Raw genomic sequence first — 14,418 nt, 5'->3', positions numbered from 1 at the left:
CCCGTAGCGCCAGGGTTCGGCCATCAGACGTTCAACGCTTTCCGGTGAAAGCGCCACGCCGGGCATGGGCAGATCGAAGCGGGCGCGCTCCATCAATCAGGACGCGCCTGATGCGGCTCGCACGGGAAAGACAGGAGCCGTGAGGCGTGGATACGTAAGACGTGGATACCTGTCGCAGCGTACAGCTTTCATCGTTTGACCTCTTCCCCGAGTTTTTTCAATCATCGGGGATAGTCGTTCGATAGTCAGCAGGACTATTTCGCAATAACGCTGGGAAATGTCAGCGGCGTCCAGTTGCATTGACGGTTATCTACCCGTCCTGAGCATGTTATGTATCGTGCATCAACACGGGCCACCGGGCTGGCGTCGGCGCAGATATAAAAAAGCTTGCGACGGGCGCGGGCAACGCGAGCGCGTCTGCAGATCAGGAGGGGAATTGTGCCGACATGCAGAATCAATGAGAGGGTCGTGTACGCAGCCGTGACATCGGACAAATCCAGGAACGCACAGCAAGCGGCCTGATAAAAAAGGGCGACCGGGGTCGCCCTGAATGGTCACGCAAAACACCTGCCGTGTCCCGATGATGCGGACAACCGAAGGCCGTGTGCCAGCAACCAGGTTGTTAAAGTCGAACGGAACAGATGTTTGTAGCTCTTGCGCGTCGCGGGCGAATTTATCCACAGAAATTGTTCACATCCCTGTGGACAACTCCTGGCCAAGCGGCATAACTGATTGAGCGCAGAAGGATTTCTTCGCTGGAGCAGCGAACGCGCTCACTCCGTCGGCGAAGCGAGCAGCGACACCGGCACGCCGCGGCAGCTGACCCGGGCAACGAGCTCCGCGCCGAGACCCGCACTCGATTTCTCGTGCGCATCGAACGAGGTCATCTCCCTGTCGACCCGCAGAATGTTGATCGGCCACGACGCGCGCGACAGCCGTTCGTGCGCGAAAGCGCCCACCCATAGCGGCGTGACGGAGGTGCCGTTGCCCACCGCGTAACCGCTGGGCCAGAACCGCAGCACGTCGCGTTCGTCGCGCGTGTCGCCCGGACGCATGAACACCACCGAAGACGGCACGCCGTTGTTGAGCTTCGGCAAGACCGGCAGCGACACCGCCGCCACATTGGGCGAGGCTAGCGAGAGCAGACTGTGCGCCGAGACGTCCGTGCCTTCCACCCAGCCTTGGGCGCGCAACTGTCCGCGGATCGAATCGAGGTTCGAGACCCACTGCAGCGTGAGCGGCTCCTTGCGATCGCCGCCCATGTCCGAGCGGTAACACGGCAGGCGCTTCCAGACGGAGAGCGTCCACTGCGATTGCGAGACCAGCACGGGAGGCGGGCGCAGCGCGCTGTCCGGCGGCGGCGTGGGCATGTTGAAGCCGACCTGGACGCCCACGCTGAGCAGCACGACCACCAGCACCACGACGGGCATGAACGCGCGTTCGGGCGGCGTTTCCGGGTGCCGCCACATCGCTGTCAACGCAACGACCGCTACCCAGAGGTAGGCGAGCGCGGCGCCGCCGAGCGCGTCGGACACCCAGTACCTGCCGAAGTACAGTCCCGCGAGCGCGACCAGGATCACCACGATCGCACTCGCGGCCGCCACCAGCACCCCTTCCAGCCTCTCGACCCGGCGTGCCAGCAGAAACGCCAGGAAACCGTACACGATGACGGTTGCGGCGACGTGATTGCTCGGAAACACATAGGCGCCGACCAGCGACGTATTGGGCGGCGCGCGGTGCATCGCGAACTGCAGCAGGTAGATCAGCAATTGGGAAAACACCACCGCCGCGAGCCAGTAGCCGACGGTGCGCCAGCGCCGCTCCAGCAGCATCCACACCGTGACCGTCACGACCAGCGCCGCGAGTGTGATGCTGCTGCCGAGCGTCGAGAGACCGGCGAGAACGGTATCGCTCCAGGGCGTGCGTACCGATTGCAGGAAGTGATAGACGGAGACGTCCACTTGCGTCAGCGGATCGCCGCTGGCGACGTCGTCGAGCACGCCAAAAAAAAGCGCGCCCGACACGAGTACGACCAACGAAGTCAGCAGGATGCTGCTGGCGTCAGGCGTACTGGGGTCGAGCATCTTGCGCGCGAAACGGCCGAACGGACCCGGATGCCGACAGGCCCAGCTGCCCAACTGTTGGCCCGCCGCGCTCGACCACGCGTTGGCGTGCGAGAGCAGAAAACGCGCCGCGCGAAAGCTCAGCCAGACAATCCCCACCAGCAGCGCGATGATCACGACGAGCCTGAACGACACCGCGCCGGCCAGCAGCACCGAGGCGCCGAAGATCATGCCCGGCAGGATATGGGCCGGCGCCCAGATCAGCGCCGACAGCACGTTCATTGCGTAAAAGCGCAGCGGCGGCATGCCGAGCATGCCCGCCACCACCGGCACGATTGCCCGCAAAGGGCCAATGAAGCGCGCCAGCACGACGCTCTTCGCGCCATGTTTGCGGAAGAAGCGGTGGCCTGCCTCGAGCACTTCGGGATGTTTGCGGAACGGCCAGAACTGGACGATCCGGTCCTTGTAACGGCTGCCGATCCAGAAGCTCATGCCGTCGCCGGCGATGGCGCCCGCGATCGCCCACACGAGCGCCCAGCCGAGACTCAGCGAGCCGGTGCCGATCAGCGCGCCGGCGAGGAACATGGCGGTGCTGCCCGGAACGAAGGTGCCGATGACGGCGAGCGACTCGAGAAACGCCGCCAGGAAGATGACCGTGAGCGTCCAGCCGGGATGGCCGGCTAACTGGTGCAAGAGGTGGATGTAGGCGTGCTCCATCGTGCGCGATCAGCCGTTCTGGCGTAACGATTGATCATAACGCGCGACGGAGCCGTCTTATTCCTTTTTGGACGCCGGCCGCAGGTTCACGAAGCGCTAAGCGAATCGCCGGAGACGTGAACGCGTTGGCCGATCTGCACGGCCGGCTGCGTCGGGTAGCTGAAGTTGCGGTAGCTGCCGTCCTGCATGCGGACCTGGACCTGGTAGGTGGTCTGCTTGCGCACCCCGTGTTCGATGCCGTTCCCGGCGAGGCCGCCGCCGACCGCGCCGGCAATCGTCGTGAGAATCTTGCCGCGGCCGCCGCCGATCTGGTTGCCGACCAGCCCGCCCGCCACCGCGCCGCCCAGCGCGCCGAGGCCCGTGGTCGGCTCGGGCGCCTGCACTGTATTGATGGCGACCACCTCGCCCGCGTACGGGTCGGCGGCGACCGGGCGCGGTGCCGCGGCGTCGTAAGGTGCCTGGTAGCCCTGATTGTTTGCGGAATTCGGCGCGGCCACCGGCGTTGCGCGGTGCGGATGATGAACGGGCGGCCGGGCTGGGGCGGTTTGCTGCGCCGTCTGCTGAACCGGAGCCGCTTGCGGTGCCACGACCGGCGTGCTGGCGACCGGCGTGCTGGCGAGCGGCGCCGCCGCTGCCGTGACCGGCCGCGCGGGTTCCGTGACCGCGTGCGAAGTCGGGAGTAAACCGGTCATCGCGGCGATGCCGGTTGCGCTCGCCAGGATGACGGCGACAGCCGCGCCCGCAACTAGCGGATGAATGCGGCTGCGTTGCGGTTGGCTGGAAGTGAGGTTCGTATTCATGGCGGACTCCGCGGGTAGGTGCCTGCAATAACGCCGCGAAAGTGCGTTCGGTGCACACGGGCTGCGTGCTGCTTTGTAAGGATTTGTACGCTTTCGCGCGAGCGGTTACACGTTCAGATTTCATCGCTGAGTTCGTCGAGGAAAGGTTGCAGGCGGTCGTGGCGGATACTCGCGAGGCGTGCGCCGGTCGTCGTCTGAAAACCCTCGGGCAGTTTCAGCAGCCTGGTGTGGACGTGGTCGAGCGTGTACCGCGTGTCATCCAATGGACGCTGGGTCGTGTGCGGATCGGCCGGGACGTACGGCGGCGAACGAAGCGCGCCGGGCGCCGTCTTACTATTTGAGCGGCCGGGCAACTCGGACCTCGCGCTCGCGCAATTCGACGAAGTAACGGAGTGGGCTATGAAGATCGTAAAGGGCAGTATCGCGGCGTCGGCAATGATGATCGGTGCCGTTGCCGCAGCGTATGGGCAGTCGGTCACGCAGCCAGGCGCCACCGGAGCGGCTGCCGTCAATGGCGCGCCTTCCGGCATGACCAACAATGCGGGGGCCACAGCGGGAACGGGTCCGTCGACGGCCGCCGGCATGAGCCCGATGTCGCCGGGTGCGGGAACGGCGGGCGGCGTAAGAGCCGGTCCCGCACTCAACACCATGCGCGCGAACGGCACGAGCCTGAACGCGAACCCGGACCCGCGCGTGCCGAATTTCGCCGGCAGGGGCGCGCCGCCGCCGCCGCGGAATTAGTCAGCAAACGGGGCGTGTCCATCGTGTGAGCGCGGCGGATAAAATGCACGCCTCGGCAAGCGGATCCGATTCGACAGCAAGGAGATGGGCATGGCGTACGGCGAGCACAAATACAAGGTATCGGTGCAATGGACCGGCAATCGCGGAAGCGGCACTTCCGGCTACCGCGATTACGGGCGCGATCATGTGATAGCAGCGGGCAACAAGCCGGAGATTCCAGGTTCGTCGGACGCGGCCTTTCTCGGCGACGCCAACCGCTGGAACCCCGAAGACCTGCTGGTCGCCTCGGCCAGCGCCTGCCACAAACTCTGGTATCTGCATCTATGCGCGGATGCCGGCATCACGGTGACGGCGTATCGCGACGACGCCGAAGGCACCATGCTAGACGACCCGAAACAAGGCCGTTTTTCACAGATCGTGCTGCGCCCGCGCGTCGTGATTCGCGCGGGCGGTGATGCCGAACTCGCCGCGCACTTGCATCACGTGGCGCACGAGAAGTGCTATATCGCGAACTCGGTCAATTTTCCGATTCTCTGCGAAGCGGTCATCGAAACGGATTTTGATTGACCGAGGCAGGCCCGGCCGCCGGCTGGGCGCTATCGGTTCAATGCAGCAGCGCCATCTGCACGACCTTCACGATCACGAGCGCCACCGCCACGATCAGATAGCCGCGCAGCACGCCCATCCAGACCCGCTTGGACAGCGTCAATTGCGGCGCCGGCAACTCGTCCAGAGGCGGCATGCGCCACGCTGCGCGCGTTTCCTTGGACCACCCGAATTCGCTTTCCTGAGCCACTGCGCTCCCGGATTTCCGCCGCAGCTTGCGAGCCACGACGGTGGCCGCATAACCTGCCACGGCCATCAGCGTGCCGGCTGCGAGCACTTCAAGCATGACTTCGCCGGTGATGTCCGGATACATGACGGAAGCGGTGAGAATGATGGATAGCATGACGAGCACCCAGACCACTGCGCCTGTGAAGACGTTGAGCTTCTTCGAGTTCACCCACGGTCCGAGCACCGCGCGGTCGTTGCACAACAGCAGCAGAAACACGGTCGCGCTGGGCAGCAGCACGCCGGCGAGCGTCTGCACCGCTTCCGTCAGAAGGCCGAGCGGGCTGCCCGGAATCAGCACCAGCGTCGCCGCGGCCGCCACGATGGCGAAATAGACGAGGTAGAAGCCCTTCGCGTCCGACACGCCGCGATGCAGCGAGTGGCGAATCTTGAAGACGTCGCCGATCGCGTAGGCGCTCGACAACGACACCGCCGCCGCGCCGATGATGCACGCGTCGAGCAGCGCCACGGCGAACAGCACGGCGGGCGTGCGGCCGGCATATCTTTCGAGGTCGGCGATCACGCCACCCGCGTCGGTGAAATGGCCGAACTCGGGCTTGCCCGCGTAGAGCGCCGCGCAAAACGAGATCATGGCCACGGCGCCGATCATCACGAAGACGATACCGATCCACAGGTCAGCCTTTTCGTACTTCATGAAACGCGGCGTAATGCGTTTATCGACGATGTAGCTTTGCTGAAAGAACAATTGCCACGGCGCGACGGTGGTGCCGACAATGCCGATCACGAGCAGCATCACGTCGCTCAGCTTCGAGTGGGCGGGCCAGCCCGGGATCAGAAAGTCGTGCGCCATCTGGCTGACCGGCGGGTGGATCGATACCAGCACTGGCACGAGCAACAGGCTCATCACGCACAGCACCACGGCGAAACGTTCGAAGCGCCGGAAGTCGCCCGTGCTCACCGCGGCCATGGTTACCGCCGCGGCGATGCAAACGCCGGCCACCTTCGAAATGCCAAAGAACTGGAGCACGAACGTAATGCCGATGAACTCGGTCACGATCGTCAACGCGTTGAGGATGAACAGATCCACGACGCTGAAGGCTCCCCAGAATTTACCGAAGCGCTCGAAGATCAGCCGTGCATGACCGACGCCGGTCACCGCGCCGAGACGCAGCACCATCTCCTGATTGACGAACAGCACGGGCACGAGCAGCAGCATGGTCCACAGCAAGGTGGTGCCATAGTTCTGTCCCGCTTGCGTGTAGGTGCCGAAGGCGCCGGCGTCGTTATCGCCGACCATCACGATGAGGCCGGGCCCGAGAATCGCGAGCAGCGTGCGCACGCGGGCCCACCAGCTGTTGCGCGCCCCCGTGTCGTGATGGGCGATGGTGCCGAGTGCGCCCTTGATGTCGCCGAGGTGCGCGTCGTCGAGAACGGCGCTGCGGGGTGGTGAGACGTTGATTGGAGTGGACATGCTGGCCGCCTGAGTAGGTTTGATTGGATTGAGCGGGGCGTCTTCGGGATCCGCTGGTATGCGCGGCCAAACAGGGCGGCGCTGCGGGCGGAAACGCGAAGACGCGCTGAGCGTGTGTGCTTACGAAGCGGACCGCGAGACGGAACGCAAAGCGAGCGCCCTGACGCGGTGCCAGGCCACGGTGAGCCAGTGCGGCTTGACGCCGTGCAGTGCGAGGGCGGCGTCGCTATGGGTGCGGGTTTGCTGCCGTGTCGGTACGAGAGTGGCGAGGTACATGTTTTTTCTCCGGGCGTAGGGCTTGACGCGGATTGCGGAAAGCCAGCAGACACGGAGCGCGGCGCATCAGGCGCGCGGCGAAGCAGGTCTACTCGCTTTTCCTTGGGCAAATGATTGTTTGCCTGTCCGCTCGGTCGTGACTGAGCGGACATTGAGCGGCAACCAGGCGGCATATGGGATAACTGTCACTGTCCATGGCGGCTCCTTATCGGCGTTCGGTACGCACGTGTTGGTCCACGCGTTCGGCCGCACCGCATGTCGAACGAATCGAAACGGTGCGAGCGAACGCTGTCGCGAGCGAAGGCTCGCGACGGGATGCCAATCGGCGGGACGCATGTGCGTAAGCACGGCGCGGCCGGATGGCGCTAGTCAAGGTGCACGGAGTGGGTTACTGCGGCGCGCACCATCTGCCTGTCGGCAAGACGGCGGCTGAGAAATAAAGCGCGGGCGTCGGGCCGGTCAGGTAGTGAAACTGTTCGAAGGTCGACTACTGCTGGTGTCCAAGGCATGGGCCTCGTTTATGAAGACGGCGAATTTTAGGCACCGCAGCAAGCGGAAGTCAACATGCTTCGTTAAACGAAGCAAATATTCTTTGGTGGGGTGTGGGCCAGGCCACGTTGTGGTGATGGGAGGCGTCTTGTCTTTCAATTTCGATAGAAAAGAAAGGCTAATGAAGGCTATTTTCCGCTGCTGCTGGTGGAGAGCGGCTTGAGCCGGTGTAGCGGCCCGCGATGCGTGCATAACTCGGCTCGATCCGCCGCCCCGTGCCGACGAAAACACAAGGCGGTTGTCGCGCATTGCGACGCGCGACCACGCGCGAGCGTGCTCGAGTGATGGCGTCGATGTTCGGGCGCGCTTCGCTGTCGTTACACCGCGAAGCACGCCTCGAGATGTCTCAACGATTGCCGTCGAGCAGATCGCCAAGCAGTTCGTCGAATGCGGCTTGCGCGTCTTCGAGTTCTTGCAGCGCGGCATCGAATGTTTGCAGCGCGAACTGCGAAGGCGTGCCGCTGCCGGCCGGCGGGAATTGCGATTGCAGCGACGCGAACGCCGACTGCACGCGTTGGGTCGCGGTCAATACACGCTGCATTGCCGCGGTTTCTTCGGCTCGCGCCTGTTCGTGATCCATGAGAACTCCGTGTTCAACTGGTCGGCTCGCGCCGTTTTAAAGGGGTGACTATGCCACGTTAGCGTTCAGGACAGCGGCAAGCCGCCGTTGGCCTTCACTTCGCGCAACGACAGCGCCGATTCCACCGATGTCACGCCCGGCAGGCTACGCATTTCATCGCGCATGAAGGTGCCGTAGTCGTCGAGATCGCGTGCCACCACCTGCAGGATGTAGTCGGCGCTGCCCGACACGTTGTGACACGCGAGGATGCGCGGGATGGCCTGCACCTCGCGCTCGAAGCGCGTCGCCACCGCGCGGTCGTGCACGGCAAAACGCACGTAGACGAACGCGACCACGCCGAAGCCGAGCGCGGAGCGCGACAGCATCGCGCGGTACTGGTCGATATAGCCGTCGTTTTCGAGGCGCTTCAGCCGGCGTGCGCAGGGCGTTTCGCTGAGGCCGACCGTTTCGGCCAGCCGCGCGTTGGACATACGGCCATCTTTCTGAAGCGCGGCGAGGATCGCGCGGTCGGTTTTATCGAGGTCGGTTGTCATGGCTCGGTGGTGCGGATGACGGATTGGAGGAAAGCCGGTGCTCGGGCCGCAATATTAGCGCATTCCTCCACGGGCGAGCAGTCGGAGCCGGTAATTCGCCAGCAAACCCTCCGCCGACGATAGCAAGATAGAGCCTTGAAAACAGGAGAATTCGATGATTTCCGCACATCTGCTGGCCGTGTATATCGCGGCGCTTTTCGTCGTCTATGCCGTGCCGGGACCGGACATGGCGCTGGTGCTGCAAACCAGTATCGGACGCGGCGTGCGCAGCGGCTTCGCGGCTGCCGGCGGCCTCGGGCTCGCGCGCGCGACGCACGTTACGCTCTCGGCATGCGGCGTGGCCGCGTTATTGCGCAGCGCGCCGTGGTTATACGAAGTGGTGCGCTATGGCGGCGCGGTTTATCTCGCGTGGGTGGGAATTCAGATATTTCGGTCGCCGGTGTTCGCGCTGCCTGGCGGTCATGCCGCCGGCGGCCACGCGGAGGCGATGGCAAGCGTCGAGTCTCGTCCGTTGCGGGCTGCTTTTGTCAAGGGCTTGCTCACCAACCTGCTGAACCCGAAGGCGCTGCTGTTCTGCTCCGTGCTGCTGCCGCAGTTCGTGCGTCCGGAGGCGGGGCCGGTGGCTTTGCAGATGGTCGAACTCGGTCTGGTGCTGCTCGCTATCGGCGCCTGTTTCGACGTGCTGTACGCGATCGGCGCCGCGCGGATCGCCGGCTGGATGCGCGCCCATCCGCTAGCGCAGACGCTGCAGCGCTGGACCTTCTCGGCCGCGCTGATCGGTTTCGCGTTGCGGCTCTCGCTGGACTGATTCTGGCTGGATAGGGCGCGGCGCTTCTCCAGACCGCCCGGCCGTGAACCGTGCAAGAGAGCCCGCTTATCTGCTCAGCTTGTGCTCGCGCCGCGAGCGGTCCTCGATGATTTTCCGGCGATGCTTGTCTTTCATCTTCTTCCAGCTTTTGCATTCGTCGCGCGTGCGCATGCAGCCGATGCAGAAGCCGGTTTTGCTGTCGAACTTGCAGATGTCGATGCAGGGTGACGCGATGCTCATGGCCATTGGCAATTGAAGGAAATGCCAAGACTCTCGCATGCGCCATGCCCGCGCGCAAAGTGATTGTGTTAATAAAGCCAATAGAGCGCCAGACCTTATTCGTGGCGGCACAATCACTCGCATTCCCACTCGATGAAAACTTTTTTGCTCTATGCCGTGACCGCCATTGCCGAAATTGTCGGTTGCTATTTGCCGTGGCGCTGGCTGAAAGAGGGCGGTTCGATCTGGCTGCTGGTGCCCGGCGCGCTGAGCCTCGCGCTGTTCGCCTGGCTGCTGACCTTGCACGGTACCGCCGCAGGCCGCGTGTATGCGGCTTACGGCGGTGTGTATGTAGCGGTGGCGATTGCCTGGCTATGGTGCATCGACAAGGTGCGGCCCACGCTGTGGGACGCCGCCGGCGTGGCTTTCACGCTCGCCGGCATGGCGATCATCGCATTCCAGCCGCGCGTTTGAGCCGGCCGGGGAGCCGATCTTTGCCGCTCCCAAAGGCCTCTCTCTGTGAGCGCTCGTTGCCGCATCCGCGCCAACTTCGAGTCCGCAGGCCCGCGCTTTACTTGATGCCGCCGAGATAATCGAGCTTGCCGAGATCGACGCCGTTGTGACGCAGAATGTCATACGCCGTCGTGACGTGAAAAAAGAAGTTCGGCAGCACGAAACCGAGCAGATACGACTGGCCTGTGAACTCGACCGGACCCGAGCGCAGCTTCAGCGTGATCGGGCGTTCTTCCGAGCCGTCGATCTGCTCAGGCTTGAATTCCTTCAAATAATCGATCGTCTTTTGAAGGCGGGCAATCAGTTCTTCAAAAGTCTGCTCGACGTCGTCGTACTTCGGCGCTTCGACGTCGGCCAGCCGGGCGGCGCAGCCCTTCGCGGTGTCGCTCGCGATATAGACCTGGCGTGTGAGCGGCAGCATGTCTGGTGCGAGCCGGCCGGTGGTGAACACCGTGGGCTCGATCTGTTTCGCGGCGGCATGCGCTTCGGCTTTGCCCAGAATGACCTGCAGGTTCGTCAGGCCGCGAATCAATACGGGCAGTGATGCTTGATACATCGAAATTGACATGGGGCTTCCTCTGATTCTTTGATCGTGCGCGCGGATGGCGCGCGAGGCAATGTAACGGCTGGATTGCCGCTGCAGCATCATAGCGCGAGCGGCGAAAGATGCGCGTCGCGGCGACGCGGCGTTAGCCATTCGGACAACTGCCGCGCGCGCCGGAACTGTGTTTGAATGGATTGGTCGGACCGTTTTGACGTCCTTGAAACAGCGAACTTGCCGCCGCCTTCAGGCGATGAGGTTGTGAGAGGCGCGTGGCGCGTGCATCCAACTCGTGGAACCCGCCGTCACGCTAACTGGAGAGTCGACACCATGGTCAATAAGCAGCCGCTGCCAGGCAGTGAGCGAACAGTGGAACAGGGTTCGAAAGTCGTCGGGCAATGCGATCCCACGGAGCGGATCGAGGTATTTGTCATGTTGCGCCGTCAACAGCAGGCGCAATTCGACGCATTGATGAGCAAGATCGAAGCCGGCGATCCCAGCGTCAAGCCGTTGTCGCGCGAGACGCTCGCGAAGGACTACGGCGCCGCGCCGGACGACATCGCCAAAGTCAAAGCCTTCGCCAGCGCGCACGGTTTGACGGTGGTGCGCGAAGATCCGGCCGCGCGCACGGTGCTGCTGAGCGGCACGATTGCCCAGTTCCAGGACGCGTTCGCCGTGAAGCTCGAACATTACGAACATCACACGTCTGGGCAGTTCCGCGGCCGCACCGGCGCGATCAGTGTGCCCGACGATCTGCACGGCGTGGTGCAGGCCGTGCTCGGCCTCGACAACCGCCCGCAGGCGCGGCCGCACTTTCGCATCCGGCCGCCGTTCCAGCCGGCCCGTGGTCATCAGGTTTCGTTCACGCCTCCGCAACTGGCGTCGCTCTACCATTTTCCGCAAGGCGACGGTGGCGGGCAGTGCGTCGGCATCATCGAACTGGGCGGCGGGTATAACGCCAGCGATCTCAAGTCCTATTTCGCGAGTCTCGGTGTTGGGTCGCCGAAGGTGAAGTCGGTCGGCGTCGATCAGGGCAGCAACCAGCCCACCGGCGATCCGAACGGACCGGACGGCGAAGTCACGCTTGACATCGAAATTGTCGGCGCAATCGCGCCCGGGGCGGAAATCGCGGTGTATTTCACGCAGAACAGCGACGCCGGCTTTATCGACGCGGTGAGCCGCGCGGTGCACGACACGACCAACAAACCGTCGGTGATTTCGATCAGTTGGGGCGGTCCGGAGTCGAACTGGACCAGTCAGTCGTTGCAGGCCTTCAACAGCGTGCTGCAGTCTGCGGCAACCCTTGGCGTGACGGTCTGCGCGGCGTCGGGCGACAGTGGTTCGAGCGACGGCACGGGCAGCGACCAGGTCGACTTCCCGGCGTCGAGCCCCTATGTGCTGGCCTGCGGCGGCACGAGCCTCACCGCGTCGGGCACCGCGATCTCGCACGAGGCGGTCTGGAACGACGGCGCGCAAGGCGGCGCGACCGGCGGCGGCGTGAGCCAGGCTTTCCCTCTGCCGGTCTGGCAGAAGGGCTTGTCCGCCACGTCGACGAAGGGCGGCAAGAAAGCGCTCAGCGGGCGCGGTGTGCCCGACGTGGCGGGCGACGCTTCGCCGGTGACCGGCTACAGTGTATTGATCGACGGTACGCAGACGGTGGTCGGCGGCACCAGCGCGGTCGCGCCGCTGTGGGCCGCGCTGATCGCGCGCATCAATGCGGCGAAAGGGCAGCCGGCCGGCTTCATCAACCCTAAGCTGTACAAGGCGGCGGGCGCGTGCAACGACATCACGCAAGGCAACAACGGCAGTTTCGCGGCATCCGCGGGTTGGGATGCCTGCACGGGGCTCGGCAGTCCCAATGGTCAGAAGGTGGCGGCCGCACTATAGTCTGCAACACACGCCCCGAAGAAAGTCCTTCGGGGCGCACAAAAGACGTGAACGAACCCATGGAGCGATCATGACGAATACCGAGTCAGCTTCTGTTAGTCCGCAGCCGTCGCACAATTCGCATGCTTCGGGCACGCCGGCTCCGGCGCCCGCGCCCGCCAGCGCGCCGCACAAAGCCAAAGATCAGCCGTTCTTCGATCCGGTTGCTTACGGCAACGGGCCTGACGATTCCGTCACCGCAACCGATGAAAGCGCCGCGATCACGCACCACTCGGTCACCATCGGCGGGCACAAGATCAACTACACGGCAACCGTGGGCCACCTCGTGATCGTCGATCCGAGTAGTTCGCAGCCGGAAGCCCGCATGTTCTACGTGGCGTTCACGCAGGACAACCAGAAGGAAGAAGCCCGGCCGGTCACGTTCTTCTATAACGGCGGCCCGGGATCGTCGTCGGTATTCGTGCTGCTGGGTTCGTTCGCGCCGCGTCGCATCAAGACCTCGATGCCGAGCTTCACGCCGCCCGCGCCGTATTCGATGGAAGACAATCCGGATAGCCTGCTCGACAAGAGCGACCTCGTTTTCATCAACCCGGTCGGCACCGGCTACTCGGCGGCGATCGCGCCGAAGAAGAACCGTGACTTCTGGGGCGTGGACCAGGACGCGGACTCGATCAAGCAGTTCATCAAGCGTTTTCTGACGAAGAACAACCGCTGGAATTCGCCGAAGTACCTGTTCGGCGAGTCGTATGGCACGGCGCGCAGTTGCGTGCTGGCGTACCGCTTGCACGAAGACGGCGTGGATCTGAACGGCATTACGCTGCAATCGTCGATTCTCGATTACACGCAGGCCGGCAATCCGGTCGGCGCGCTGCCCACGGCGGCCGCGGACGCGTGGTATCACAAGAAGCTCGGCATCGCGCCACGACCGACCGATCTCGGCACGTTCGCCGAAGAAGTCGCGCAGTTCGCGCGCACCGACTATCTGGCCGCGCTGCGCAAGTTTCCGACCACCGATGCGGCCACGGTCGAAAAGCTCAGCGAATACACGGGCATCGACAAAACGACCTTGCTCGCGTGGAGCCTGGATGTCGCCTCGTACGACAGCCGGGGCAATTCGCTGTTCCTCACCACGCTGCTGAAATCCAAGGGGCTTGCGCTCGGCGAGTACGACGGCCGTGTGACGGCGATCGGCACGGGCATTGCCGGCAAGATCGACCCGAATTCCGGCGGCAACGACCCGACCATGACGGCGGTCACCGGCGTGTACACGACGATGTGGAACGTGTATCTGAACGAGCAACTGAAGTACACGTCGAATTCGTCGTTCACGGATCTGAACGACCAGGCCTTCAAGTACTGGGACTTCAGTCACATCGATCCGACGGGCGCGCAGAAGGGCGTCGACTCGAAGGGCAACATCATTCTGTATACCGCCGGCGATCTGGCCGCCGTGATGGCGCTCAATCCCGATCTGAAGGTGCTGTCGGCGAACGGCTTCTTCGATTTCGTCACGCCGTTTTACCAGACCGTGCTCGATCTGCAGCAAATGCCGTTGCTCAGCCAGCAGGTCCGGCAGAACCTGTCGGCGCGCTTTTATCCTTCGGGACATATGATTTATCTCGACGGCGGATCGCGTACCGCGCTGAAGGCCGATCTCGCGACGATGTACGACACGACGGTGTCCAACACGCAGGCGCTGTTTCGTATCCGCGCATTGCAGGCGCGTGTGCCGCAGTAGCGGCGAATCGACGCGTCGCGTCGCGGACGCGGCGCGTGCGAAACGCCCTGGCATCGCAAGGGCGTCTGGCTATCAGGCGGCTGGGACCGGCGGCGCGCGAGCGGTCGCGCCGCCGGTTTCCTCAGCCTGCCAAATCGGCTAAATGCGGCCTATGCGCGCGGCGCGTATGGTCAGGCTTTTTTACTTATCC

15 protein-coding genes are annotated in these 14,418 nt (G+C 63.9%); 6 read left to right on the top strand and 9 right to left on the bottom strand.

All coding sequences use genetic code 11. The features are described 5' to 3' along the window. Positions 1 to 773: 773 nt before the first annotated feature. From B0G73_RS38975 to B0G73_RS38965, 3 genes are all read right to left on the bottom strand, one after another. Complete coding sequence (locus tag B0G73_RS38975; RefSeq protein WP_106286346.1) at positions 774 to 2,780, bottom strand: bifunctional DedA family/phosphatase PAP2 family protein; 2,007 nt, start codon at positions 2,778 to 2,780, stop codon at positions 774 to 776. An 86-nt stretch (positions 2,781 to 2,866) separates the two neighbouring features. Then, positions 2,867 to 3,580 (bottom strand): glycine zipper 2TM domain-containing protein, encoded by a 714-nt coding sequence (locus tag B0G73_RS38970; protein WP_106286345.1) that lies wholly within the window; start codon positions 3,578 to 3,580, stop codon positions 2,867 to 2,869. A gap of 113 nt (positions 3,581 to 3,693) precedes the next feature. Next, positions 3,694 to 3,843: a hypothetical protein gene (locus tag B0G73_RS38965; protein ID WP_181196769.1), complete on the bottom strand. Its 150-nt coding sequence runs from the start codon at positions 3,841 to 3,843 to the stop codon at positions 3,694 to 3,696. A 136-nt stretch (positions 3,844 to 3,979) separates the two neighbouring features. Between B0G73_RS38965 and B0G73_RS38960 the strand changes: the two genes are divergently transcribed. Continuing rightward, positions 3,980 to 4,321 carry a hypothetical protein gene (locus B0G73_RS38960; RefSeq protein WP_106286344.1) on the top strand — a complete coding sequence of 114 codons (342 nt, stop codon included), beginning with the start codon at positions 3,980 to 3,982 and terminating at the stop codon, positions 4,319 to 4,321. Positions 4,322 to 4,411: 90 nt separating this feature from the next. Beyond that, positions 4,412 to 4,888 (top strand): OsmC family protein, encoded by a 477-nt coding sequence (locus B0G73_RS38955; RefSeq protein ID WP_106286343.1) that lies wholly within the window; start codon positions 4,412 to 4,414, stop codon positions 4,886 to 4,888. Positions 4,889 to 4,925: 37 nt separating this feature from the next. On the opposite strand, the gene B0G73_RS38950 is transcribed toward B0G73_RS38955, so the two are convergent. The 4 genes from B0G73_RS38950 to B0G73_RS38935 form a co-directional block, all read right to left on the bottom strand. Beyond that, a complete protein-coding gene (locus B0G73_RS38950; RefSeq protein WP_106286342.1) occupies positions 4,926 to 6,584 on the bottom strand; it encodes an NRAMP family divalent metal transporter in 1,659 nt (552 codons plus the stop codon). Between the two features lie 120 nt (positions 6,585 to 6,704). Next, positions 6,705 to 6,860, bottom strand: a complete 156-nt coding sequence (locus B0G73_RS40875) for a hypothetical protein (RefSeq protein WP_181196768.1) — start codon at positions 6,858 to 6,860, stop codon at positions 6,705 to 6,707. Positions 6,861 to 7,755: 895 nt separating this feature from the next. After that, positions 7,756 to 7,989, bottom strand: coding sequence for a hypothetical protein (locus B0G73_RS38940; RefSeq protein WP_106286340.1), 234 nt, complete (start codon positions 7,987 to 7,989; stop codon positions 7,756 to 7,758). Between the two features lie 65 nt (positions 7,990 to 8,054). After that, entirely contained in the window at positions 8,055 to 8,522 is a 468-nt protein-coding gene (locus tag B0G73_RS38935; RefSeq protein ID WP_012426651.1) for an Lrp/AsnC family transcriptional regulator, read from the bottom strand. A 154-nt stretch (positions 8,523 to 8,676) separates the two neighbouring features. On the opposite strand from B0G73_RS38935, the gene B0G73_RS38930 reads away from it, so the two are divergent. Then, complete coding sequence (locus B0G73_RS38930; protein ID WP_106286339.1) at positions 8,677 to 9,330, top strand: LysE family translocator; 654 nt, start codon at positions 8,677 to 8,679, stop codon at positions 9,328 to 9,330. 66 nt (positions 9,331 to 9,396) lie between these two features. Here B0G73_RS38930 and B0G73_RS38925 read toward each other — a convergent pair whose 3' ends face one another. Next, positions 9,397 to 9,570 (bottom strand): DUF1289 domain-containing protein, encoded by a 174-nt coding sequence (locus B0G73_RS38925; protein ID WP_106286349.1) that lies wholly within the window; start codon positions 9,568 to 9,570, stop codon positions 9,397 to 9,399. A gap of 132 nt (positions 9,571 to 9,702) precedes the next feature. Here B0G73_RS38925 and B0G73_RS38920 point away from each other — a divergent pair, with 132 nt between their 5' ends. Further along, positions 9,703 to 10,023, top strand: coding sequence for a YnfA family protein (locus B0G73_RS38920; RefSeq protein ID WP_106286338.1), 321 nt, complete (start codon positions 9,703 to 9,705; stop codon positions 10,021 to 10,023). A 97-nt stretch (positions 10,024 to 10,120) separates the two neighbouring features. Here B0G73_RS38920 and B0G73_RS38915 read toward each other — a convergent pair whose 3' ends face one another. Then, a complete protein-coding gene (locus B0G73_RS38915; protein ID WP_106286337.1) occupies positions 10,121 to 10,630 on the bottom strand; it encodes a DUF1993 family protein in 510 nt (169 codons plus the stop codon). 303 nt (positions 10,631 to 10,933) lie between these two features. Between B0G73_RS38915 and B0G73_RS38910 the strand changes: the two genes are divergently transcribed. Beyond that, positions 10,934 to 12,490 carry a protease pro-enzyme activation domain-containing protein gene (locus tag B0G73_RS38910; protein WP_106286336.1) on the top strand — a complete coding sequence of 519 codons (1,557 nt, stop codon included), beginning with the start codon at positions 10,934 to 10,936 and terminating at the stop codon, positions 12,488 to 12,490. 70 nt (positions 12,491 to 12,560) lie between these two features. Beyond that, positions 12,561 to 14,228: a S10 family peptidase gene (locus tag B0G73_RS38905; protein ID WP_106286335.1), complete on the top strand. Its 1,668-nt coding sequence runs from the start codon at positions 12,561 to 12,563 to the stop codon at positions 14,226 to 14,228. The last annotated feature ends 190 nt before the right edge of the window (positions 14,229 to 14,418 follow it).

The organism is Paraburkholderia sp. BL25I1N1 (assembly GCF_003002025.1).
In the GTDB taxonomy this organism is placed as follows: domain Bacteria; phylum Pseudomonadota; class Gammaproteobacteria; order Burkholderiales; family Burkholderiaceae; genus Paraburkholderia.
The sequence above is the reverse complement of the archived record's forward strand: the minus strand, read 5'-3'. Positions and strand labels throughout refer to the sequence as shown.